Source organism: Streptococcus cristatus (assembly GCF_001578775.1).
Taxonomy (GTDB): Bacteria; Bacillota; Bacilli; order Lactobacillales; family Streptococcaceae; genus Streptococcus; species Streptococcus cristatus_A.
Map to the genome: position 1 here is coordinate 963,529 of NZ_KQ969062.1, position 20,801 is coordinate 984,329.

The following is a 20,801-nucleotide window of genomic DNA, read 5'->3' on the forward strand; positions in this document are numbered from 1 at the left end:
GATAAGCTATGAAGAAAAATATTTTATTCATTTCGCCGACTGGAACTTTGGATAATGGGGCAGAGATTTCTATTTTCCATCTGATGAAGTATTTGGTTCAAGATGGCTACGACGTTATCAATGCGATACCAGATTATCATGTCCAAGTCCAGCAAGACTATATTTCTACTCTTGCAAAAGAAGGAATTAAAACCATTACTCTGCCATCCGTAAAATGGTGGTGGGAGGATGCACCAGGTGGTCTTCCCGGAACTCATGAAGAGAGGGTGAATTCTTACCAAGAAAATATTGCTGCGCTGAGAAAGTTAATGGTAGATAGCCATATTGACTTGGTCATTACAAATACAGTTAATATGTTTCAAGGAGCAGTAGCAGCAGCTTGTGAGGATATTCCGCATTTCTGGCTGATTCATGAATTTCCTGAGGGAGAATTTAGTTATTATAAAGAGAAAATTGATTTTGTGGATGAATATTCTAAGGAGATTTTTGCGGTAACAGGTTCTCTGCAAAAAAGACTAGCCCAGCTTCTCCCTCATAGAGAAATTCAGTCCTTTGCCCCGTTTACTGAGATTGAAGTTAAAAAGGAGCACAAACTTGCTGGAACTGAGTGTCGTATTCTGTCGGTTGGTCGTCTAACAGAGAGAAAAAATCAACTAGAACTCCTTCAAGCTTATGCACAACTCCCTCAGCCAAGACCAGAACTAGTCTTTATTGGGGCTTGGGACAATGAATATAAGAATAAGTGTGACTCCTATATAGCTGAACATCAGTTAGAAGATGTCCAGTTTTTAGGATATCGTGATAATCCTTGGGCTGAGGCAACAACGACCGATGTGGCAGTTTTTCCATCCGCTATGGAGACCTTTGGCCTAGTCTATATAGAATCCATTATGAATGGCCTGCCAACTATCCTATCAGATAATCCTGGCCATCTATCAGCTTATGAAATGTTCGAGGAGGGTCAACTCTATCCTACGGGAAATGTAGATGAATTAACAAATCAAATCCAGCAATGTTTAGAGAATTTCGAATACTTGAAGCAACGCTCTTTAGATAGCATAGAAAGAGTAAAGAATCTTTACAAGGTTTCCAGTGTTTATCGTGACATATTAGAGGCAATCGCTCATTCGGATATAAATAGTGGACATTCTTTGCGACATATAAAATTTTTATTTGAACCGCGTCCTTCCGCTTCACCAATAAGTACTCTCTTGAACAAAGTAAAGAGAAAAATAAGTTTTTTAAAAAATTAAAGAATGCTTTTAAGTGACAGTAGTTACTACGGATGCTATAAAAGTCGAATCAAACGATAATTTTGCTTAGGCGATATTATGCTTTGTTCGACTTTTTTCTCTGTAGCCCACAAATCACCAAGAAAATGATATAATAGACTAGATTGTAAATCTTTGAATAGAGGAAAAGCATGAGACATGTCTTCATCATCGGGAGTCGCGGACTTCCTGCTAAATATGGCGGATTTGAAACCTTTGTTGAAAAATTAGTAGAAAATAAGGTTTCTTCCCAAATCCAGTATCATGTAGCTTGTTTGTCGGATGATGAAGATTTTCATCATTTTGATTACAAGGGAGTGGATTGCTTCACCATTAAGGCTCCTAAGTTGGGGCCGGCTCGGGTGATTGCCTATGATATGATGGCCATCAATTATTCCTTAAAGCTAGTGCAAGAGCAGCAGATTAAGCGTCCAATTTTTTATATTTTAGGTAATACGATTGGAGCCTTTGTGGCACCTTTTGCGCATAAAATTCATAAAGCAGGCGGGACTTTCTTTATTAATCCAGATGGTCTTGAATGGAAGCGGGCTAAGTGGCCTAAGCCGGTTCAAGCCTATCTTAAATATTCTGAGAAGCTTATGACTAAGCATGCTGATCTGGTCATTGCGGACAACCAAGGCATTGAAAGTTATATAAAACAATCCTATCCTTGGTCTAAGACGGCTTTCATTGCTTATGGGACAGATCTCCAGCTATCGTCTCTTGACTCTCAGGATGCTCGCGTGCGTGATTTTTTTGAGAAATGGCAGAGCAGAGAAAAGGAATATTATTTGATTGTTGGACGTTTTGTGCCAGAAAACAACTACGAGACCATCATTCGGGAATTTATGAAATCCAAGACCCAACGTGACTTGCTAATTATTTGCAATCATGAGGGAAATCCTTATTATGAAGAGCTTAAGCAAAAAACGGGTTTTGATAAGGATTCTCGGATTAAGTTTGTCGGGACTGTTTATGATCAGGAACTGCTCAAATATATCCGCAATCAAGCTTTTGCCTACTTGCATGGACACGAAGTCGGTGGAACTAATCCCGGGCTTCTGGAAGCTCTGGCTCAGACTGATGCCAATTTAGTTTTGGATGTGGACTTCAATCATCAAGTAGCCCAAGAAACAGCTTTGTATTGGCAAAAAGAAGAGGGGCAGTTGGCCCAGCTGATTGACCGAGTAGATGCTCAAACAGCCTTTTCTGAGCTAGGTCAGGCGGCCAAAGAAAATATGAAAGAAAACTACACCTGGGAAAAAATTGTAGGTGAATACGAGGAGCTATTTTTATCATGAAAGTGACTATTCTTCTGTCTACCTATAATGGGGAGCAGTTTCTGGCAGAACAGATTGAAAGTATTCAAGCCCAAACTTATAAGGACTGGCAGCTCTTGATTCGAGATGATGGTTCTAGTGATGGAACACGAGCGATTATTGAGGACTTTTGCCGTCAGGATGACCGAATTTTCTTTATCAATCCGGAAGAAGTTCAAAATTTGGGTGTCATTAAGAGTTTTTATAGCCTGCTTAAATATCAGGATTCGGATGTTTACTTTTTTAGTGATCAGGATGATGTCTGGTTGCCGGATAAGTTGGCGATTCAGTTGGCGGCAGCAGAAAACTATGATGTTTCCGTACCTTTGTTGGTTTATATGGATTTAAAAGTGGTGGATCAGGAGCTAAATGTTGTTCACGAAAGTATGATTCGAACGCAGTCTGATCATGCCAATACAAAATTGATTCAGGAACTGACGGAAAATACGGTGACAGGTGGTGTTTCGATGATCAACCGTGCTCTGGCTGATTTGTGGACAGGGCAGGAGGAGCATGAATTGCTCATGCACGATTGGTATCTGGGTTTGTTGGCTTCGGCTTTTGGGCAACTCGTTTATCTGGATCAGCCAGGTGAGCTCTATCGCCAGCATTCGAATAATGTATTGGGAGCTCGAACCTTACGCAAGCGGATGAGGAACTGGATTCATCCTAGCCGTCTATTTGCTAAATATTGGAAATTGATAAAAGACAGTCAGACTCAGGCTCGCAACCTTCTCAGCCAGCCTTTGACCACTGAAAATAGAGAAATTATTGAACATTTTGTGACAATCATGGAAGCCCCTTTTGCAGAGCGACTGCGACGGATTCGAAAGTATTGCTACAGAAAAAATCGTGCCTTTCATACTTTGGTTTTCACGACGCTCATTCTTACAAAATTTGCTTATAAGGAGTAATATGCATGCTAGATTATTTTAGCCAAAAAAACTGGATTCTCTTGAGAGAATTGGTTAAAACAGATTTCAAATTGCGTTATCAAGGCAGTTTCATTGGGCACTTGTGGTCGATTTTAAAACCCTTAATGCTTTTTACCATTATGTATCTTGTTTTCGTTCGTTTCCTGCGTTTTGATGACGGAACACCTCATTATGCAGTATCGCTTCTCTTAGGGATGGTGACGTGGAACTTTTTCTCAGAAGCAACTAATATGGGCATGATGTCCATTGTTGCGCGAGGGGACTTACTACGAAAACTGAATTTTTCTAAATCAATTATCGTTTTTTCAGCTATCACTGGTGCAGCAATCAACTATGCTATCAATTTAATGGTTGTTTTTGCTTTTGCACTGATTAATGGCGTCTCAATCACCCTAGGATGGCTGGTTATTATCCCGCTTTTTCTAGAATTAGTTTTGATTTCGGCTGGCTTTGCCTTTATGTTGGCAACACTTTTTGTCAAATATCGTGATATTGGGCCCATTTGGGAAGTAGTGCTTCAGGCAGGCTTGTATGCGACACCGATTATTTATTCACTGACTTTTATTCTGAAGGGTGGGCATGTTTTAGTCGCTAAGCTGATGATGCTTAATCCAATGGCTCAGATTATTCAAGATCTTCGCCATTTTATCGTTTTTTCAGGCAGTACTCGAGGCTGGGATTTGATGGACCATTACTGGATTGCTCTGATTCCTTATTTATTGCCAGTAGTGATATTTGGGCTTGGATATTATATCTTTAATAAAAATGCTAAGAGATTTGCGGAGATTCTATAATGTCAAATAATATTGCAGTAAAAGTTGACCATGTCAGTAAGTTTTTTAAGCTGCCAACAGAGTCAACACAAAGTTTAAGAACAAGCCTAGTCAACCGTTTTCGAGGCATCAAGGGTTACAAAGAGCAGAACGTTCTTAAGGATATTTCCTTTGAAGTGGAAAAGGGAGATTTTTATGGAATTGTCGGCCGTAATGGTTCAGGAAAATCAACCCTTTTGAAAATCATTTCAGAGATTTATATTCCCGAAAAGGGAACAGTGACCATTGATGGCAAGCTAGTTTCCTTTATCGAGCTAGGTGTCGGCTTCAATCCAGAGCTGACCGGCCGCGAAAATGTCTACATGAATGGTGCCATGCTGGGCTTCTCAACTGAAGAAGTAGATGCCATGTATGACGACATCGTTGAATTTGCTGAGCTGGGTGAGTTTATGAATCAAAAACTCAAAAATTATTCTAGCGGGATGCAGGTTCGTTTAGCCTTTTCAGTTGCTATTAAGGCTCAAGGGGACATTCTGATTTTGGATGAGGTTCTGGCTGTTGGGGATGAAGCCTTTCAGCGCAAGTGTAATGATTATTTTATGGAACGGAAGCATTCGGGAAAGACAACGATTTTAGTAACTCACGATATGAATGCCGTCAAAAAGTATTGTAATAAAGCTGTTTTGATTGAAAACGGTTTAGTCAAAGTTGTCGGAAATCCAGATGATGTAGCTAACCAATACAGTTTAGACAATGCAACTGACACAAAAGCCATGAACGAAGATTTTGTCGCTGAAACGGAATCTGTCGCAGTTTCTGATTTAGAGGTTCGTCTACTAAGCTCTCCTCAGACAGCACCGACTGAAGAAATTGAATTTGAGATTAGCTATCAAGCCAATCAAGATATGCCAACCTACATAGCCTTTTCACTGACTGATATTGACCGCACGATTTGGTTATATAATGATAATTCAATGGATAATTTGACAGAAGGAACAGGCAAGAAGACATTTAAATACAAATGCCATCTTTCCCAAATTAATCATGCAAAATTGAAATTGCAGGTTTCTGTACGTGATGAAGAGAATCAGATTTTAGCCTTTGCAGATTCTAAGAATACTCCAGTCCTTATCATCAGCCGACGGGATCTTAAAGATGACGATACCTCTGCAAAAGACTCAGCAACGGGCTTAATTCAGCGTAATGGGGTCTGGGAAATCTCTCAATAAAATGATAAGGTGTTTTCATGGAACGAATATTACTCTATGTTCATTTTAATAAATACAAGCGCGTGAGTAATCATGTCTTCTACCAATTAGAACAGCTCAGGCCCCTGTTTTCCAAAATCCTTTTTATTTCAAATAGTCATATCGAAGAAGCAACTAAGAAAAAGTTACAAGACGAATTTGGAATAAGCAATTTGCTGGAACGGGACAATCAAGGCTATGATTTCGCGGCTTGGCGGGATGGAATGAGCGCCGTAGGTTTTGAAGAGCTCAAAAACTACGACTCTCTGACTCTGATGAATGATACTTGTTTTGGCCCGCTCTGGGATTTGGAGCCTATTTATAAGCGTTTTGAGGCGGATACTCAGGTTGATTTTTGGGGTATGACCAACTTTCGAAAAACAAAGTATTTTGAAGAACATTTGCAGAGCTATTTTGTTACCTTTAAGCAGCAGATATTGAGGGCAATTTCTTTTCAAGAATTTTGGACAAAAGTAAAAGATTTTACTGATGTTCAAGATGTGATTGACCACTACGAGACGAAATTTACCCAATATTTTACAGGGGCAGGCTTTACCTATCAAGCTTTATTTGATACTCGTCTAGAAGAAGTAGCAGATTTAATTCATCCAGACTTTACTTATTATAAGCCTTTTACTATTCTTGAGAAAGAGGTTCCCTTTTTGAAAGTGAAAGCTATCAGTGGCAATCCTTTTTCTGCGAGGTATCTGCTGGAAGAAATCAAAGGGAGAACTTCTTATCCGGTTTCTTTAATTTCTGAGCATATATTTGATTATGTTGGTCCAGATGTACCCTGCCTGTTGCAGGATAAGCAGCTTTCGAAAGATGATAAGAATGACTCGCCAGAAAAGCCGGTAGCGCTTCATATTCATGTGACAGACCTTCAAGTCTTCGAGCAATTTAAAGAAAAATGGGAAGATCTTTCCCTACAATACCAATTTGTGGTGACGACAGCTGACGAAGAAATCTTTGCTCAGCTTTTGGGAATCATATCAAACCGCTATCAGGTTCTTCTAGGAAAAGAAGAAAATTCTATGCAGGCGATGCTTGAACAGAGCGACTTATTACAGAAATTTGCTTTCGTTGGGCATATTTCTACTGTAAATTTAGTAGATAGAATACCTCAGCTTGATAATGCGATGCGTAGAGAACTGATGGAGATGATGTTTGAAAATGCCAATGCTAGTATTAAAGCATTGGAACAAGATGGTAAGCTTGGTCTCGTTATCCCAGATCTTCCAAGTTTAGTCAGATATGGCTTGTTTGAGCAAAAAACATATCGGAAAGAAATGGCTACAATTTGGCAGGAGCTCCATTGCCAGAAAACTTTTGATTTTGAACAATATCCTGTTTTTACTAGGGTGTATGGCGGCTTTCTTTGGTTTAAGCCTTCTGCTCTGATTAGACTTTTTCAAAACGACTACCAGTTATCAGCTCAAACTGAACCTCAAGTTTTAGAAAGTTTATTGGTTTATTTAGCTTGGGATCAGGACTATGATTTTAAAATCATGTCTGGAACCCCATTGCCTGCTCTATTAGACTTACAAAGAGAAGCAGAACAATTAATCCAGCAGAAAGGGAAACTGGCTCATGAGAGCCTAGCAAAAAAAGTTAGAAGGTATTTATCGAATCTTTTTAAAAGTTAGATAATAGTTTCTGTAGAAAGAATAATGAAATTTTTAGTCAATTATTATAAGCAGATTTCCTATTTGCTTATCAGTTTTTTAGTTTTGGATACCATAGCTGTTGCGACTTTATTCTTATTTCAAGTAAATAAGGGTTTATATAATTATGCCAGCCTCGGTTTGGTTTTTCTCGTTTTAATAGCGGTTTTATTTGGTGTAGGTCAGATTGTTTCCCAACTGCTAAATCGAAAATTATTAGTTTGGTCTTTTCTCGTTTATGGAATCTACGCCCTGTTTTCTTATTTGCTGACGGTGACGCAGCATGTGAATGATTTTGATTTTAAAGCAGAGAATATTTTCAGTAATCACTTTGTAGAAGTTAACGGTTTACCTTACTTGCTGCTAATATTTTTATTTGCTTATCTCATTAACCGCTTTTCTTCTCTACAAAAATATCATTCCCGGAGCTTTCTAACTGTTGATGAATTTAATGTTGGTTTTCTAGAGATACTTTTCTTGTCCCAATCTTTTCTTCTCTTATCGCTAACAGATAGTAAGATGACCGCTATTTTTCAGCAACAGAGTTTGTTGATGAATTATCTTTCAGATAGCGGCTTTGAAATTTCTCAGGATTCGATTTTTAAGTTAATTGGTTTTATTATTTTACTCTTTTTCTTATTTTCGATTCCTAGCTTTTTAGCGGTAAAGGGTTTGATAGATATTTCGAGAAATAAAGGAAGCCTTTCAGTCGCAGTCTTAAGTAGCGCAGCTTTTTCTGTTATCTTTAACTACACTATCCAAAATAGTATTCGAGCGGATGTTTCTGTTTTAGAACTTCATTTATTTACTGGGGCAAGTCTCTTTCAGATAGCAGTCTTTTTTTCACTATTTATTTTTATCTATCTTGCTTTTAATCAAATTTTTCTACCCACAATTATCATATTGGCGATAGGTGTTAGTTCAACAATTGCCAGCAGCTTGAAATTTCAATATCGACAAGAACCAATTTTGCCAAGTGATATCAGCTGGCTAAAAGATCCTAAGCTTTTATTTGATTTTCTTGGTGGTAACTATGGAATCTACGCGATTGCTAGTGTGGTAGCTATTGGTCTTTTCTATTGGTTTTTCCGTAGGAAAATTTTACCTGGAAAAATAATCGCTATGGTAAAAATTCAACTTATTTCACTAGTTATTCCTATTGTTTTTTTCTTAGGTGTTTTACAGATATTCTATTCGAAAGAGAATGGCAAAGTTGCCGATAATATTCCAGTTTTATCTATTTTGAATAATTACCATGATTTGACTTGGTTTGGTAATACAGTTAATTCGCAAATGCGGTCTGTCTCTTTTGTTTGGTTTACTCAATTATCTGATAAGGCTATGATTCAGCCGGCGGGATATTCTAAAGAAAGAATTCAAGAATTAGAAAAGAAATATGGGGCACTAGCTGATTCTATCAATCAGGAACGTAAGCAGAAAATAGAAGAACAGACGGTCATTTATGTTCTTAGTGAGAGCTTTTCTGATCCAGCACGGATTTCTGGTGTATCTATGTCACAAAATCCGATTCCAAATATTCAGGAAATCATGTCTAATACTACCAGTGGGTTGATGCAATCAGATGGCTATGGTGGTGGAACTGCGAATATGGAATTCCAAACGCTGACCGGTTTACCGTTTTATAATCTATCACCCTCTGTCTCTGTCATTTATACAGAAGTTGTACCAAAGATGAACAAGCTTCCAGCAATCAGTGATTCCTATTCTTCTCAAAATCGTACAGTGATTCATTTAGCTTCACCAAGTAATTATTCCAGAAATATCATATACAAAGATCTGGGATATGATACCTTTATTCATTATGGAACTCAAGGATTACAGGGAGATCATATTGGTGGAAACTATAGTGATAAAACGACCTATAATCAAGTTCTAGACCGTCTAAAAACAGACCAAAGTCAATTTTTCTCAGTTATGACGATGCAAAACCACATGCCTTGGACGGAAGTTAATCCGATTTACATGTCTGCTAGTTACCCAGGTTTCACGGAGGCAGGAAATAAATCCTTATCCAGCTATGTAAGGATGCTTTACCACACAGACAATGCGACCAAGGAGTTTCTAGATAAGCTTTCTAAAATTGATAAAAAGATAACAGTAGTTTTTTATGGTGATCACTTGCCAGGTCTGTACCCTCAGTCAGCTTTTAAGGATCATCCCGAAAATCAATATTTGACCGATTACTTTATCTGGAGTAATTATGAGACACCTAAGTTGAACTATCCTTTGGTTAATTCTAGTGACTTTTCAGCCCTGCTGCTTGAGCAGACCAATTCGAAAGTATCTCCTTACTACGCTTTATTGACGGAGGTTCTCCATAAGGCTAGTGTGGACAAGAAGGCACTGGATTCATCAGCTCAGGAAATTGCAGATGATTTGAAATTGATCGAGTATGATATGGTTGGTGGAAAAGGATATCTTTCGAAGGATTTCTTTGCTGTACCAGCAAAATAGAAAATAGAATAGGTTTACCAATTCTATTTTTTATTATTTTATGCTAAACTAGTAGTAAGGGGGTGAAGATATGATAAAGATTTTTGGGAAAGTGCGCTATCATTGGCAACCAGAAATGTCAGTGTTAGTGATTTATTGGTCTTTGTCAGTCATTCCGATTTTTATAGGACTGGCCTTGATGTACGAAAGTTCCAGTGTTCCGACTCTTGTCCTCTTTTCATTCTTTTTGTTTATGGTCTTACTGGCTATCGGTGTACATAGATATTTCACGATTTATGATGACGGTATTTTGCGCATTATTACGGCAAATCCTTTCACGCCAATCAAGATTGATATTTCAACGATTGAGAAGCTAGAGGTGACAAAGACGTCTATCACCCTTCATTTTACAGGGAAGAGTCGTAGCAGGACCTTCTGTATGCGGAAGTGGCCAAAAAAATATTTTGTCAACGCCCTAGCTTTAAATGAGTATTTTAAAGGCGAAGTGGAATTAGTAGACAATCTGACTCTTCTAGATTATTTCGAGGTCTACTATGGCGACCAATCTAAGAAAAATTAGTCTTTTAGCAGAGCTCGGGTTGGACAGTTTTTAATAGCCTCGAGAATCTCAGGCTGACTATCAACCTCTTTTTCTAAGAGCTGGTCGTCTTGATAAAATTTGACAATGCCATTATCGTGATAATCAAAGAGATCTGAGTAGGTCTGGCAGAGTCCGCAAGCAATGCAACGTTCGGGAATGAGTGTAACTTTCATACTCATATTGTAATAAGATTTTTAGAAAAACTCAAGGAGGAAGTCATGGAAAAAGAACCATGGGAAGCAGATGTATATGATAATGGAGCAGAGAAATTGAATCGCAGAAAGAAAAGTCAGGCGAGTAAAGTTGATCGCTGGCTGACCATATTAGCAGCTATTTTTCTAGTAATGGTCATTGCTATGGCACTCTTTTTCGCCTACCTATCTACTGGTGGAAGTAATAAAAAGACTGTTATGGATGGGTTTTATGGCACTTCTAATGCAGCTGCATCTTCAAGTAGCAGTGCGGAACAACCAGCTCCATCAGAGCAACCAAGTGAATCAGAAGAAAAGCCAACTCAGTCTTCGGAAGGTACCTTGACTGTTCAGCCCGGTGAAGGAGAAGCTGCGATTGCAGCGCGTGCAGGTATCTCTATTGCAAAATTGGAGCAATTAAATCCGTCGCACATGTCTACTGGTTCTTGGTATGCCAACCCAGGTGATATTGTTAAGATTCAGTAGGAGCGGGTTATGAAACAGATTCAGATTGCGATTGATGGACCTGCTTCAAGTGGAAAATCCACTGTTGCAAAGATTATTGCTAAAGATTTTAATTATACCTATTTGGATACGGGTGCCATGTATCGCGCAGCCACTTATCTGGCTCTGCGAAATCATCTGACTGAAAATGATGCAGATAAGATCGTAACTTTGCTCGAGACTTATTCGGTTAGTTTTGGTCGTTCGGAGAGTGGTGAGCAGCTAGTGTTTGTAGGAGATGTTGATGTCACTCATCCGATTCGAGAAAATGAAGTAACCAATAATGTGTCGTGGGTATCAGCTATCCCGGAAGTGCGTGAAAAATTGGTTCATTTGCAGCAGTTGATTGCTGCACAGGGTGGTATCGTCATGGATGGCCGTGATATTGGGACGGTCGTCTTGCCAGATGCAGAATTGAAGATTTTTCTAGTTGCTTCAGTTGAGGAAAGAGCAGAGCGCCGCTACAAAGAGAATCTCGGAAAAGGGATTCCGACTGATTTGGAAACTCTCAAAAGAGAAATAGCGGAGCGGGACTACAAGGATAGTCATCGTGAAGTATCACCTTTGAAACCAGCGGCTGACTCCATTCATTTTGATACGACAGGCATTGGAATTGCAGAAGTTGTCAAATTTATTGAAGAAAAAGCGAAAAAAATTATTGACAAATAAAAAGAAACTTGGTATGATAGTGGAGTTGAGAAAAGCAGAAGTGAGAACTTCTCGCCTTGCGACTAACGTTGTCTGGCTCTACAGGATTCAGTTTCAGTGATGAAATACTATCATGTAGTGCGGGTTTGCGTTAGCAGGTCCGCACTTGTTTTTCTCGAAAAATAAAAAAAGAGGTGAAAACCATAGCAAAACAAGACTTATTCATCAATGATGAAATTCGTGTGCGTGAAGTTCGGTTGATCGGTCTTGACGGCGAACAATTAGGTATTAAACCGCTTAGCGAAGCGCAATCTCTTGCGGATGAAGCAAATGTCGATTTAGTCCTGATTCAGCCACAAGCTAAACCACCTGTTGCGAAAATTATGGACTATGGTAAGTTCAAGTTTGAGTATCAGAAAAAGCAGAAAGAACAACGTAAAAAACAAAGCGTTGTCACTGTGAAAGAAGTACGTCTCAGTCCTACCATTGATAAAGGGGACTTTGATACAAAACTTCGTAACGCACGCAAGTTCCTTGAAAAAGGAAACAAAGTTAAGGTATCCATTCGCTTTAAAGGCCGGATGATTACCCACAAAGAAATCGGGGCTAAGGTCTTGGCAGACTTTGCTGAAGCAACTCAAGATGTTGCAATTATTGAGCAAAAGCCTAAGATGGATGGACGTCAAATGTTCATGCAAATAGCACCGATTAGTGACAAAAAATAAACTGTCAAAAAGTTAGAAAAAGGAGATTTTATCATGCCAAAACAAAAAACACACCGCGCATCAGCTAAACGTTTCAAACGTACAGGTTCTGGTGGCTTGAAGCGTTTCCGTGCTTACACTTCTCACCGTTTCCACGGAAAAACTAAGAAACAACGTCGTCATCTTCGCAAAGCATCTATGGTGCATGCAGGAGATTTCAAACGTATCAAAGCAATGCTTACAGGTCTTAAATAAGAGATTTTGTAACAATTATCTAGGAAATATTTGGAGGAAATAAAACATGGCACGTGTTAAAGGTGGCGTTGTATCACGCAAACGTCGTAAACGTATTTTAAAATTAGCTAAAGGTTACTATGGAGCAAAACACATCTTGTTCCGTACTGCAAAAGAGCAAGTAATGAACTCTTACTACTATGCATACCGTGACCGTCGTCAGAAAAAACGTGACTTCCGTAAATTGTGGATCACTCGTATCAACGCGGCAGCTCGTTTGAACGGACTTTCATACTCACAATTGATGCATGGTTTGAAATTGGCTGAGATTGAAGTTAACCGTAAAATGTTGGCTGACTTGGCTGTTAACGATGCAGCAGCTTTCGCAGCTCTTGCAGATGCAGCTAAGGCTAAACTTGCTAAATAAGAATACAAAAAGAGGCTGGGACAAAAGTCCTAGCCTCTCAATTGTCTTTGGATTGTCGAGCAAGACGCAGTGGTTGAGTGGGCTCTACTACGCTGATTTCATCAGCTTTTACAGCCCTACTCAACTGTGCGGAGGTGGGACGACGAAATCGAATTCTAACGAATTACCGATTTCTGTCCCACTCTCTTTTTTCTTGTCAGGATGACAATCGCCAAGTGTTTTAGTATAATATAGTGAGAATGGATGGAGGACTGAATGATGATGTCAAATCGGCTAGCTTGGGATGAATACTTTGCAGCACAGGCACTTTTGATTGCCAATCGTTCGACCTGTAAGCGCGCCAAGGTCGGAGCGGTCTTAGTCAAGGACAATAAGGTTATATCGACCGGCTACAATGGCTCTGTTTCAGGAACTGAGCACTGTATTGATCATGAGTGTTTGGTCATCGATGGTCATTGCGTGCGAACCTTGCATGCAGAGGTCAATGCTATCTTGCAGGGAGCTGAGAGAGGCGTTCCTAAGGGATTTACGGCTTATGTGACTCATTTTCCTTGTTTAAACTGTACCAAGCAACTGCTTCAGGTTGGCTGCAAGCGCGTGGTCTATATCAACCAATATCGGATAGATGATTATGCTCAGTACCTTTACAAGGAAAAGGAAGTGGAACTGGTGCATTTGCCACTAGAAGATGTGAAAGAGGCCATTGCTCAGACAGAGTTGGTATAGTTTGCTTGAATATTTAGCACTAATAACCTACTTGGATCGAATAAATCTAAATGATAAAGTTATAGTTTTGAACTATAGCTTTTCCTTTGAAAATGATTCAGCATAATTCTAAAAATCATGATATAATAGAGAGGTTATATAGTCCCGATAAGATGGTAGGAAACTTCTATCAGTACTTTGTAACTCGCAAACAATGACGGCTCCAAAGTCACTCGTCATTCAACGGTTGCCGCTATATTGCGGTCATCCTATGCGCCTTACTAGCTACAGGAATAAAAAAATATCGTTTTTATTTGTTTCGCGTCGTAACTCATGGGCTAGATGATTTTAAATCATTTTGGAGTTTATTTACTTGTTTAATATTTTTTAAGGGGGGACATTTCTATGTCAGAACGTAAACTTTTCACGTCTGAGTCTGTATCGGAGGGACATCCCGATAAGATTGCAGACCAAATTTCCGATGCCATTTTGGATGCTATTTTAGCTCAGGATCCAGAGGCTCATGTTGCAGCTGAAACTGCTGTTTATACAGGCTCTGTCCATGTTTTTGGAGAAATTTCCACTACAGCCTATGTAGATATCAATCGGGTGGTTCGTGATACCATTGCAGAGATTGGCTACACCAATACAGAGTATGGCTTTTCTGCAGAGACAGTTGGCGTCCATCCATCTTTGGTGGAACAGTCGCCAGATATTGCTCAAGGGGTCAATGAAGCATTTGAGGTGCGAGGAAATACTCAAAAAGATCCGCTGGATTTGATTGGGGCTGGTGACCAAGGACTTATGTTTGGCTTTGCAGTGGATGAAACGCCAGAGCTCATGCCATTGCCTATTTCTCTCAGTCATAAACTGGTGCGTCGTTTGGCAGAACTGCGCAAATCAGGTGAATTGTCTTATCTGCGACCAGATGCCAAGTCTCAGGTTACGGTCGAATACGATGAAAATGATCGCCCAATTCGTGTAGATACGGTAGTTATTTCTACTCAGCATGATCCTGAAGTCAGTAATGAACAGATTCATCAGGACGTCATCCAAAAGGTGATTGCTCAGGTGATTCCAAGCGAATACTTAGATGGTCAGACCAAGGTCTTTATCAATCCTACTGGCCGCTTTGTTATCGGTGGCCCGCAAGGGGACTCTGGCTTGACAGGACGTAAGATTATTGTGGATACCTATGGTGGCTATTCTCGTCATGGTGGTGGTGCCTTCTCTGGTAAGGATGCAACCAAGGTCGATCGCTCTGCATCTTATGCGGCTCGTTATATCGCTAAAAATATCGTAGCTGCTGGTTTGGCTAAAAAAGTAGAAGTCCAGTTGGCCTATGCTATTGGGGTAGCACAGCCCGTTTCAGTCCGCATTGATACTTTTGGAACCGGCGTAGTTTCTGAAAGCAGACTTCAGAATGCTGTCCGCCAAATCTTTGATTTGCGCCCGGCAGGTATTATCCAAATGTTGGATTTGAAACGACCAATCTATCGTCAAACTGCTGCTTACGGCCATATGGGTCGAACAGACATCGATCTTCCTTGGGAACGTACAGACAAAGTGGCTGCGCTCCAAGCGGCTTTACAATAAAATAGTAGCTCTCAGTTTAAACTGAGGGCTTTTTTGTCTAGGAAAATGGATAAAACTATGATATAATAAAGAGTAATACCGTGAAAGAGCTAAATTTTAAAACATGAAAAAAATTGTAATTAATGGTGGTCGCCCTTTAAAAGGAGAGGTGACCATTAATGGTGCTAAAAATAGTGTTGTGGCCCTTATCCCAGCTATTATTTTAGCTGATAATGTTGTTACTTTAGATGGTGTGCCGGCGATTTCGGATGTTGATAGCCTTATCGAAATCATGGAAATCATGGGAGCGTCTGTCAAGCGGTCTGGAGATTGCCTAGAGGTTGATCCTAGAAATATCAAGAATATGCCGATGCCATCTGGTAAAATCAATAGTCTACGAGCTTCTTATTATTTTTATGGAAGTTTGCTAGGCCGCTTTGGAGAAGCGACAGTTGGGCTTCCTGGAGGCTGTGACCTTGGTCCTCGTCCGATTGATCTCCATCTCAAAGCTTTTGAAGCAATGGGCGCTCACATGACCATGGAAGGCAATTACATGAAATTGTCAACAGGTGGTAAGCGTTTGGCTGGAGCTAGTATCTACATGGATACCGTTAGTGTCGGTGCTACGATCAATACGATGTTGGCAGCAGTCAAGGCTGAGGGGCGTACGGTGATTGAAAATGCGGCGCGTGAGCCAGAAATCATCGATGTGGCTACGCTGCTTAACAATATGGGAGCTCATATTCGTGGGGCTGGGACTGATATTATCACGATTGAAGGTGTAGACAGCCTTCATGGAACGCGCCATCAAGTGATTCCGGATCGGATTGAGGCTGGGACCTATATTTCTTTGGCGGCAGCAATTGGACAAGGTGTCCAGATCAATAATGTCCTTTATGAACATTTGGAAAGTTTCATTGCTAAGCTAGAGGAAATGGGTGTGCGGATGACCATTTCAGAGGATAGCATCTTTGTAGAAGGGCAGAAGGAATTAAAAGCTATTAACATCAAGACTTCGCCTTATCCTGGCTTTGCTACGGATTTGCAGCAGCCGATCACTCCGCTCTTGCTGACAGCTCATGGCCACGGAAAAATCGTTGATACCATCTATGAGAAACGGGTTAACCATGTCGCTGAATTAGCAAAAATGGCTGGTAAAATCTCAACCGCTAGCAATCAAATCGTCTATGAAGGACCAAATCAGCTGCAAGGTGCTTCTGTGAAGGCGACGGATTTGCGTGCAGGTGCAGCCTTGGTGATTGCTGGTCTGATGGCCCAAGGCCGAACAGAAATTACCAATATTGAATTTATTTTACGCGGTTATTCCAATATTATTGACAAATTAAGAAGTCTGGGTGCTGACATCCAGCTCATCGAAGAATAAGCGTTCATCGCTTATTTTTTATAGGGGAAGCCTATGAATTTGTGGACACAGTTAGCAGCTTTTTCTTTTATTGAAACGGAGCATTCATTTTTACGCCCGATTCTTTTTGGAGATGCAGAATCCCTTTATAAAATTGCTTCCAATCCGGATAATACCGAATTTATCTTTCCGACTGAAAGTAGTTTGCAGGAAAGTGAATATGTTATCGCCAATTATTTTATGAAAAATCCCTTGGGAATCTGGGCAATTTGTGATAAGGAAACGAATGAAATGATTGGTTCCATTAAATTTGAAAAAATGGACGAAATAAAAAAAGAGGCTGAACTAGGATATTTTTTGAGAAAAGACTACTGGGGACAGGGCTTGATGACTGAAGTTGTCCGTGAATTGGTTTTTCTTTCATTTACGAAATTCGATTTTAAGCGTCTGACCATTATCACGCATGAAGAGAATATTGCTAGTCAGAAAGTTGCACTAAAAGCTGGTTTTAAGCTCTTCCGTCAGTTTAAGGGGAGTGACCGCTATACGAGAAAGATGAGAGATTACACCGAATATCGCTACGAAAAAGGAGATTTCAATGAGTAAACACCAGGAAATTTTGGCTTATCTTGAAAATCTTCCAATTGGCAAGCGAGTCAGTGTTCGGAGTATTTCAAATTACTTGGGTGTCAGCGACGGAACGGCCTACCGAGCGATCAAGGAAGCTGAAAATAGAGGAATTGTCGAGACCAGACCCAGAAGTGGGACTGTCCGAGTGAAGTCGAAAAAAGTTGTTTTAGAGCATCTGACCTACAAAGAAATTGCGGATATTACTGGCTCAGAGGTGCTTGCTGGTGAAAGAGGACTAGAAAAAGAATTTAACAAGTTTTCCATCGGAGCTATGACCGAGCAAAATATCCTACGTTACTTAAACGAAGGCGGCCTTCTTATTGTCGGGGATCGGACGCAGATTCAGATTTTGGCTCTTGAGAATGAGAATGCCGTGCTGGTAACGGGAGGTTTTGAAGTCGATCCAGAGGTTTTAAAATTGGCCAATCGTATTGAAATTCCCGTCCTAAGAACCAAGCACGATACCTATACCGTGGCGACTATGATTAACCGCGCCTTGTCCAATATCCAGATTAAAACAGATATTTTGACAGTAGAGCAGGTTTACAGAGCCAGCCACGAATATGGTTTCTTGCATGACACAGATACCGTTCGTGACTATCTGGACTTGGTTCGTCGTAATCGCACCAGTCGTTTTCCAGTCGTTAATCAGCATCAAATGTTGGTTGGTGTCGTGACGATGCGGGATGCGGGAGATAAGTCTCCTTTGACTACCTTGGATAAGGTTATGACCCGAAAAATCTTCATGACTGGTCTTTCAGCAAATATTGCTAACATCAGTCAGCGCATGATTGCAGAAGATTTTGAGATGATTCCGGTAGTGCGTGGCAATCAGACTCTCCTTGGAGTGATTACACGTCGGGATATTATGGAAAAAATGAGCCGTTCACAGATTTCCAGTCTACCGACCTTCAGTGAGCAGGTGGGCCAGAAGCTTCATCGCCAAGAGGATATTTTTTCATTCACTGTCGAGCCTTTCATGCTGGAGCAAAATAGAGTCTTGGCTAATGGCGTCTTGACGGAAATTATCACTCGGATTACGCAGCAGTTGATGACGACGAATAGTCAGAGCTTAATCGTTGATCAGATGATGATTCATTTCTTTCAGGCTGTTCAGATAGATGATGTCCTGCAGATTCGGCCACGTATTATTCATCAGACGCGGCGGACAGCAGTGATTGACTATGATATCTACTTAGATTCGCTCATCGTTGCCAAAGCAACGATTACTGTAAAAATTACTTAGTAAAGAGGTTAATAATGATTACTATAAAATCACAACGTGAAATTGATTTAATGGACAAGAGTGGAGATTTCTTAGCTTCTGTTCATATCGGCTTGAGAGATTTGATCAAGCCAGGTATTGACATGTGGGACATCGAAGAATATGTCCGCAAGCGCTGTAAAGAAGCTAATGCCTTGCCCCTTCAGATTGGCGTAGAGGGCAGTATCATGGATTATCCTTATGCGACTTGTTGTTCTCTCAATGATGAGGTGGCTCACGCCTTTCCTCGCCATCAAAAATTGGTAGAAGGCGATATCATCTGTGTGGACATGGTTGTTGGCTTAGTCGACAAGGCTGAGCTGGATGTATCTAAGCTGGACTTTAACAACGTAGAGCAGATGAAGCAATATACAGAAAGCTTCCGCGGTGGTGTCGCAGACTCTTGCTGGGCTTATGCTGTTGGACAGATTAGTCCAGAAGCGCAGCAGCTCATGGATGTGACTAAGGAATGTCTTTACCGAGGAATTGCAGCTGCACAAGTTGGCAATCGTATCGGAGATATTGGTGCAGCCATTCAAGAATACGCTGAAAGTCATGGATACGGAGTGGTTCGTGATTTGGTTGGTCACGGCGTTGGTCCAACCATGCATGAGGAGCCAATGGTGCCGCATTATGGCCGTGCGGGACGTGGCTTGCGTTTGCGGGAGGGAATGGTTCTGACCGTTGAGCCAATGATCAATACAGGTACTTGGGAAATTGACACAGACTTTGAGACCGGTTGGGCGCATAAAACCCTAGATGGCGGTCTTTCTTGCCAATATGAGCACCAATTTGTCATTACCAAAGATGGTCCTGTGATTCTAACCAGCCAGGGCGAAGAAGGGACTTATTAAGTATAGAGGGCTGGGCTTGTCCCAGTCTTTTTGAATAGGAGAGAGATGTGACAGGATTCATCAAAAAGATAAGAGAAAATGAATTTCTCAGAGCTTTTTTCCATTTTTATCAGGCGTCGGAGGCAGATATTACTAGTATTGCTGTGGCCTATTATTTTCTGATTTCGATTTTTCCCTTGTTATTGATTGCGGCAAATATTCTGCCCTATTTTCAAATCCAGCCAGATGAGCTTTTGGTTGCGCTTAGAGACATACTTCCAGAGTCATTGTATATGACGATCGCCAAGGTTGTCCGAGATGTGTTGACCAAGCCTTCGACAGGTTTGCTGAGCATTTCTATCCTATCTGCCCTGTGGACTTTTTCCCAGAGTATGACTTTTTTGCAAAAGGCTTTTAATAAATGCTATGGTACGAAGCAAGGGCGGGGGCTTATCTGGGAGCGGATCTTTGCTTTTATCATGAGTCTAGGCTTGCAAGTCCTACTAGGCTTGTCGCTCGTTTTGACCCTATTTGGTCGAATGCTGGTCGAGATTCTTTATAATTTCTGGCACTTTGACTGCGGCCTCTACCAGCAGTTGCTGACCATGACAGAGCCTACGATTTATCTGATGCTCTTTCTTTCGCTGATTCTGCTTTATTTTTCGTTACCCAATGTGAAAATTCCTAAAATCCGCTATGTCCTACCGGGTGCAACCTTGGTTCTTGTTATCATTTATAGTCTCATGAACCTTTTTACTGTTTATATCGAAGCTTACTTGGATCGCTTTTTAGATGTGCGTTTTGTCGGCTCAGTGGTGGTTGTGATTATCATGTTTTGGTTTATCCTGATTGCCAAGGTGCTGATCATCGGGGCCGTTCTCAATGCAAGCATCCAAAGTCGTTTCGTATCGCACTTTGAAAGCCGTAGTGGTGAGCTTATTCTGAGATTTGATGACGAAGGACAAGCAGATAAGGATACAGATGTCTAATAGGTAAAATATGAAACAAACAATTTTTAATGCCTCGTTAGAGGAAAGTATGAATTTAGTGACAGATCAGTATATCGAAACTTCATTTGAGGATTTCAATGAAAAAGGTTATGAGGGAAAGCTTTTAGGATTTATTACAATGCAGTTTATCCTATTTCTAATCTTTCTTTTTAGTATTTGGATTGATTCTCAAAATTTGCAGTTTTTATTTATGAAAGTAAGCCTCATAAATGGTGCTTTTTTTGGATTGGGATTTGTAGGGTTTGTTGGTTATTTAATTGATCTAACCAAAATAAAAAATCAGTCAATACTATCCTACTATTACTTCAAAAAATATTTGGAAGATTACCGCCAGTTATCTGACTACTCCATAGAAGACTGGTATGGGAAAGAATCGAAAAGATACAAAGAGTCGTTGGATCAGGAAGTTTAGTTCTTCATGGAAATTTTCAAAGATAAATATTTTATTG

At 40.3% G+C, this 20,801-nt stretch carries 22 protein-coding genes and 1 other annotated feature; of the genes, 21 read left to right on the forward strand and 1 reads right to left on the reverse strand.

The window, feature by feature from the left end; genetic code table 11:
- Positions 1–8 precede the first annotated feature (8 nt).
- From SCRDD08_RS04810 to SCRDD08_RS04845, 8 genes are all read left to right on the forward strand, one after another.
- A complete protein-coding gene (locus tag SCRDD08_RS04810) occupies positions 9–1,253 on the forward strand; it encodes a glycosyltransferase family 4 protein (RefSeq protein WP_061422664.1) in 1,245 nt (414 codons plus the stop codon).
- A 170-nt stretch (positions 1,254–1,423) separates the two neighbouring features.
- Positions 1,424–2,572 carry a beta 1-4 rhamnosyltransferase Cps2T gene (gene cps2T / locus SCRDD08_RS04815; protein ID WP_061422665.1) on the forward strand — a complete coding sequence of 383 codons (1,149 nt, stop codon included), beginning with the start codon at positions 1,424–1,426 and terminating at the stop codon, positions 2,570–2,572.
- Positions 2,569–3,504: a glycosyltransferase family 2 protein gene (locus tag SCRDD08_RS04820; RefSeq protein WP_061422666.1), complete on the forward strand. Its 936-nt coding sequence runs from the start codon at positions 2,569–2,571 to the stop codon at positions 3,502–3,504. Before cps2T ends, SCRDD08_RS04820 begins: the two co-directional genes overlap by 4 nt.
- Positions 3,505–3,509: 5 nt before the next feature.
- Positions 3,510–4,319 (forward strand): ABC transporter permease, encoded by an 810-nt coding sequence (locus SCRDD08_RS04825; RefSeq protein ID WP_045499479.1) that lies wholly within the window; start codon positions 3,510–3,512, stop codon positions 4,317–4,319.
- Entirely contained in the window at positions 4,319–5,527 is a 1,209-nt protein-coding gene (locus SCRDD08_RS04830) for an ABC transporter ATP-binding protein (RefSeq protein WP_061422667.1), read from the forward strand. The genes SCRDD08_RS04825 and SCRDD08_RS04830 overlap by 1 nt, the downstream gene beginning before the upstream one ends.
- A gap of 17 nt (positions 5,528–5,544) precedes the next feature.
- On the forward strand, positions 5,545–7,191 hold the full coding sequence (locus SCRDD08_RS04835) for a rhamnan synthesis F family protein (RefSeq protein ID WP_061422668.1): 1,647 nt from the start codon (positions 5,545–5,547) through the stop codon (positions 7,189–7,191).
- Between the two features lie 24 nt (positions 7,192–7,215).
- On the forward strand, positions 7,216–9,684 hold the full coding sequence (locus SCRDD08_RS04840; protein ID WP_061422669.1) for an LTA synthase family protein: 2,469 nt from the start codon (positions 7,216–7,218) through the stop codon (positions 9,682–9,684).
- Between the two features lie 70 nt (positions 9,685–9,754).
- On the forward strand, positions 9,755–10,243 hold the full coding sequence (locus SCRDD08_RS04845) for an EbsA family protein (protein ID WP_061422670.1): 489 nt from the start codon (positions 9,755–9,757) through the stop codon (positions 10,241–10,243).
- Here the strand turns inward: SCRDD08_RS04845 and SCRDD08_RS04850 are convergent.
- Entirely contained in the window at positions 10,240–10,437 is a 198-nt protein-coding gene (locus SCRDD08_RS04850; RefSeq protein WP_312023730.1) for a ferredoxin, read from the reverse strand. The genes SCRDD08_RS04845 and SCRDD08_RS04850 overlap by 4 nt on opposite strands.
- A gap of 45 nt (positions 10,438–10,482) precedes the next feature.
- Here SCRDD08_RS04850 and SCRDD08_RS04855 point away from each other — a divergent pair, with 45 nt between their 5' ends.
- The 13 genes from SCRDD08_RS04855 (at position 10,483) to SCRDD08_RS04915 (ending at position 20,764) form a co-directional block, all read left to right on the forward strand.
- On the forward strand, positions 10,483–10,941 hold the full coding sequence (locus tag SCRDD08_RS04855; protein WP_048765175.1) for an SAG1386/EF1546 family surface-associated protein: 459 nt from the start codon (positions 10,483–10,485) through the stop codon (positions 10,939–10,941).
- A gap of 9 nt (positions 10,942–10,950) precedes the next feature.
- Complete coding sequence (gene cmk / locus SCRDD08_RS04860) at positions 10,951–11,628, forward strand: (d)CMP kinase (RefSeq protein ID WP_061422672.1); 678 nt, start codon at positions 10,951–10,953, stop codon at positions 11,626–11,628.
- Between the two features lie 26 nt (positions 11,629–11,654).
- Positions 11,655–11,785 (forward strand) — a sequence feature (ribosomal protein L20 leader region).
- Positions 11,786–11,801: 16 nt separating this feature from the next.
- Positions 11,802–12,332, forward strand: a complete 531-nt coding sequence (gene infC, locus SCRDD08_RS04865) for a translation initiation factor IF-3 (protein ID WP_061422673.1) — start codon at positions 11,802–11,804, stop codon at positions 12,330–12,332.
- Positions 12,333–12,365: 33 nt separating this feature from the next.
- Positions 12,366–12,566 (forward strand): 50S ribosomal protein L35, encoded by a 201-nt coding sequence (rpmI, locus tag SCRDD08_RS04870; protein ID WP_005590589.1) that lies wholly within the window; start codon positions 12,366–12,368, stop codon positions 12,564–12,566.
- 46 nt (positions 12,567–12,612) lie between these two features.
- The gene (gene rplT, locus SCRDD08_RS04875; RefSeq protein WP_061422674.1) at positions 12,613–12,972 is read left to right on the forward strand and encodes a 50S ribosomal protein L20; all 360 of its coding nucleotides are present in this window, start codon (positions 12,613–12,615) and stop codon (positions 12,970–12,972) included.
- Positions 12,973–13,230: 258 nt separating this feature from the next.
- Positions 13,231–13,698 carry a deoxycytidylate deaminase gene (locus SCRDD08_RS04880; protein ID WP_048765231.1) on the forward strand — a complete coding sequence of 156 codons (468 nt, stop codon included), beginning with the start codon at positions 13,231–13,233 and terminating at the stop codon, positions 13,696–13,698.
- A 384-nt stretch (positions 13,699–14,082) separates the two neighbouring features.
- Positions 14,083–15,273 carry a methionine adenosyltransferase gene (gene metK, locus SCRDD08_RS04885; protein WP_005590586.1) on the forward strand — a complete coding sequence of 397 codons (1,191 nt, stop codon included), beginning with the start codon at positions 14,083–14,085 and terminating at the stop codon, positions 15,271–15,273.
- A 103-nt stretch (positions 15,274–15,376) separates the two neighbouring features.
- Positions 15,377–16,636 carry a UDP-N-acetylglucosamine 1-carboxyvinyltransferase gene (locus SCRDD08_RS04890; RefSeq protein WP_061422675.1) on the forward strand — a complete coding sequence of 420 codons (1,260 nt, stop codon included), beginning with the start codon at positions 15,377–15,379 and terminating at the stop codon, positions 16,634–16,636.
- A gap of 33 nt (positions 16,637–16,669) precedes the next feature.
- Positions 16,670–17,221 (forward strand): GNAT family N-acetyltransferase, encoded by a 552-nt coding sequence (locus SCRDD08_RS04895; RefSeq protein WP_045499509.1) that lies wholly within the window; start codon positions 16,670–16,672, stop codon positions 17,219–17,221.
- Positions 17,214–18,491 (forward strand): CBS-HotDog domain-containing transcription factor SpxR, encoded by a 1,278-nt coding sequence (spxR, locus tag SCRDD08_RS04900; protein WP_061422676.1) that lies wholly within the window; start codon positions 17,214–17,216, stop codon positions 18,489–18,491. The genes SCRDD08_RS04895 and spxR overlap by 8 nt, the downstream gene beginning before the upstream one ends.
- A 14-nt stretch (positions 18,492–18,505) precedes the next feature.
- Positions 18,506–19,363: a methionyl aminopeptidase gene (locus SCRDD08_RS04905; protein WP_045499515.1), complete on the forward strand. Its 858-nt coding sequence runs from the start codon at positions 18,506–18,508 to the stop codon at positions 19,361–19,363.
- Between the two features lie 47 nt (positions 19,364–19,410).
- Positions 19,411–20,331 carry a YihY/virulence factor BrkB family protein gene (locus tag SCRDD08_RS04910; RefSeq protein ID WP_061422677.1) on the forward strand — a complete coding sequence of 307 codons (921 nt, stop codon included), beginning with the start codon at positions 19,411–19,413 and terminating at the stop codon, positions 20,329–20,331.
- Between the two features lie 10 nt (positions 20,332–20,341).
- Positions 20,342–20,764 (forward strand): DUF2207 domain-containing protein, encoded by a 423-nt coding sequence (locus SCRDD08_RS04915; protein ID WP_061422678.1) that lies wholly within the window; start codon positions 20,342–20,344, stop codon positions 20,762–20,764.
- The last annotated feature ends 37 nt before the right edge of the window (positions 20,765–20,801 follow it).

What these genes read in the sequence shown, in the direction of transcription:
- SCRDD08_RS04810 (WP_061422664.1), top strand. Translation starts at nt 9, where the DNA reads ATGAAGAAAAATATTTTATTCATTTCGCCGACTGGAACTTTGGATAAT.
- cps2T (WP_061422665.1), top strand. Translation starts at nt 1,424, where the DNA reads ATGAGACATGTCTTCATCATCGGGAGTCGCGGACTTCCTGCTAAATAT.
- SCRDD08_RS04820 (WP_061422666.1), top strand. Translation starts at nt 2,569, where the DNA reads ATGAAAGTGACTATTCTTCTGTCTACCTATAATGGGGAGCAGTTTCTG.
- SCRDD08_RS04825 (WP_045499479.1), top strand. Translation starts at nt 3,510, where the DNA reads ATGCTAGATTATTTTAGCCAAAAAAACTGGATTCTCTTGAGAGAATTG.
- SCRDD08_RS04830 (WP_061422667.1), top strand. Translation starts at nt 4,319, where the DNA reads ATGTCAAATAATATTGCAGTAAAAGTTGACCATGTCAGTAAGTTTTTT.
- SCRDD08_RS04835 (WP_061422668.1), top strand. Translation starts at nt 5,545, where the DNA reads ATGGAACGAATATTACTCTATGTTCATTTTAATAAATACAAGCGCGTG.
- SCRDD08_RS04840 (WP_061422669.1), top strand. Translation starts at nt 7,216, where the DNA reads ATGAAATTTTTAGTCAATTATTATAAGCAGATTTCCTATTTGCTTATC.
- SCRDD08_RS04845 (WP_061422670.1), top strand. Translation starts at nt 9,755, where the DNA reads ATGATAAAGATTTTTGGGAAAGTGCGCTATCATTGGCAACCAGAAATG.
- SCRDD08_RS04850 (WP_312023730.1), bottom strand. Translation starts at nt 10,437, where the DNA reads ATGAAAGTTACACTCATTCCCGAACGTTGCATTGCTTGCGGACTCTGC.
- SCRDD08_RS04855 (WP_048765175.1), top strand. Translation starts at nt 10,483, where the DNA reads ATGGAAAAAGAACCATGGGAAGCAGATGTATATGATAATGGAGCAGAG.
- cmk (WP_061422672.1), top strand. Translation starts at nt 10,951, where the DNA reads ATGAAACAGATTCAGATTGCGATTGATGGACCTGCTTCAAGTGGAAAA.
- rpmI (WP_005590589.1), top strand. Translation starts at nt 12,366, where the DNA reads ATGCCAAAACAAAAAACACACCGCGCATCAGCTAAACGTTTCAAACGT.
- rplT (WP_061422674.1), top strand. Translation starts at nt 12,613, where the DNA reads ATGGCACGTGTTAAAGGTGGCGTTGTATCACGCAAACGTCGTAAACGT.
- SCRDD08_RS04880 (WP_048765231.1), top strand. Translation starts at nt 13,231, where the DNA reads ATGATGTCAAATCGGCTAGCTTGGGATGAATACTTTGCAGCACAGGCA.
- metK (WP_005590586.1), top strand. Translation starts at nt 14,083, where the DNA reads ATGTCAGAACGTAAACTTTTCACGTCTGAGTCTGTATCGGAGGGACAT.
- SCRDD08_RS04890 (WP_061422675.1), top strand. Translation starts at nt 15,377, where the DNA reads ATGAAAAAAATTGTAATTAATGGTGGTCGCCCTTTAAAAGGAGAGGTG.
- SCRDD08_RS04895 (WP_045499509.1), top strand. Translation starts at nt 16,670, where the DNA reads ATGAATTTGTGGACACAGTTAGCAGCTTTTTCTTTTATTGAAACGGAG.
- spxR (WP_061422676.1), top strand. Translation starts at nt 17,214, where the DNA reads ATGAGTAAACACCAGGAAATTTTGGCTTATCTTGAAAATCTTCCAATT.
- SCRDD08_RS04905 (WP_045499515.1), top strand. Translation starts at nt 18,506, where the DNA reads ATGATTACTATAAAATCACAACGTGAAATTGATTTAATGGACAAGAGT.
- SCRDD08_RS04915 (WP_061422678.1), top strand. Translation starts at nt 20,342, where the DNA reads ATGAAACAAACAATTTTTAATGCCTCGTTAGAGGAAAGTATGAATTTA.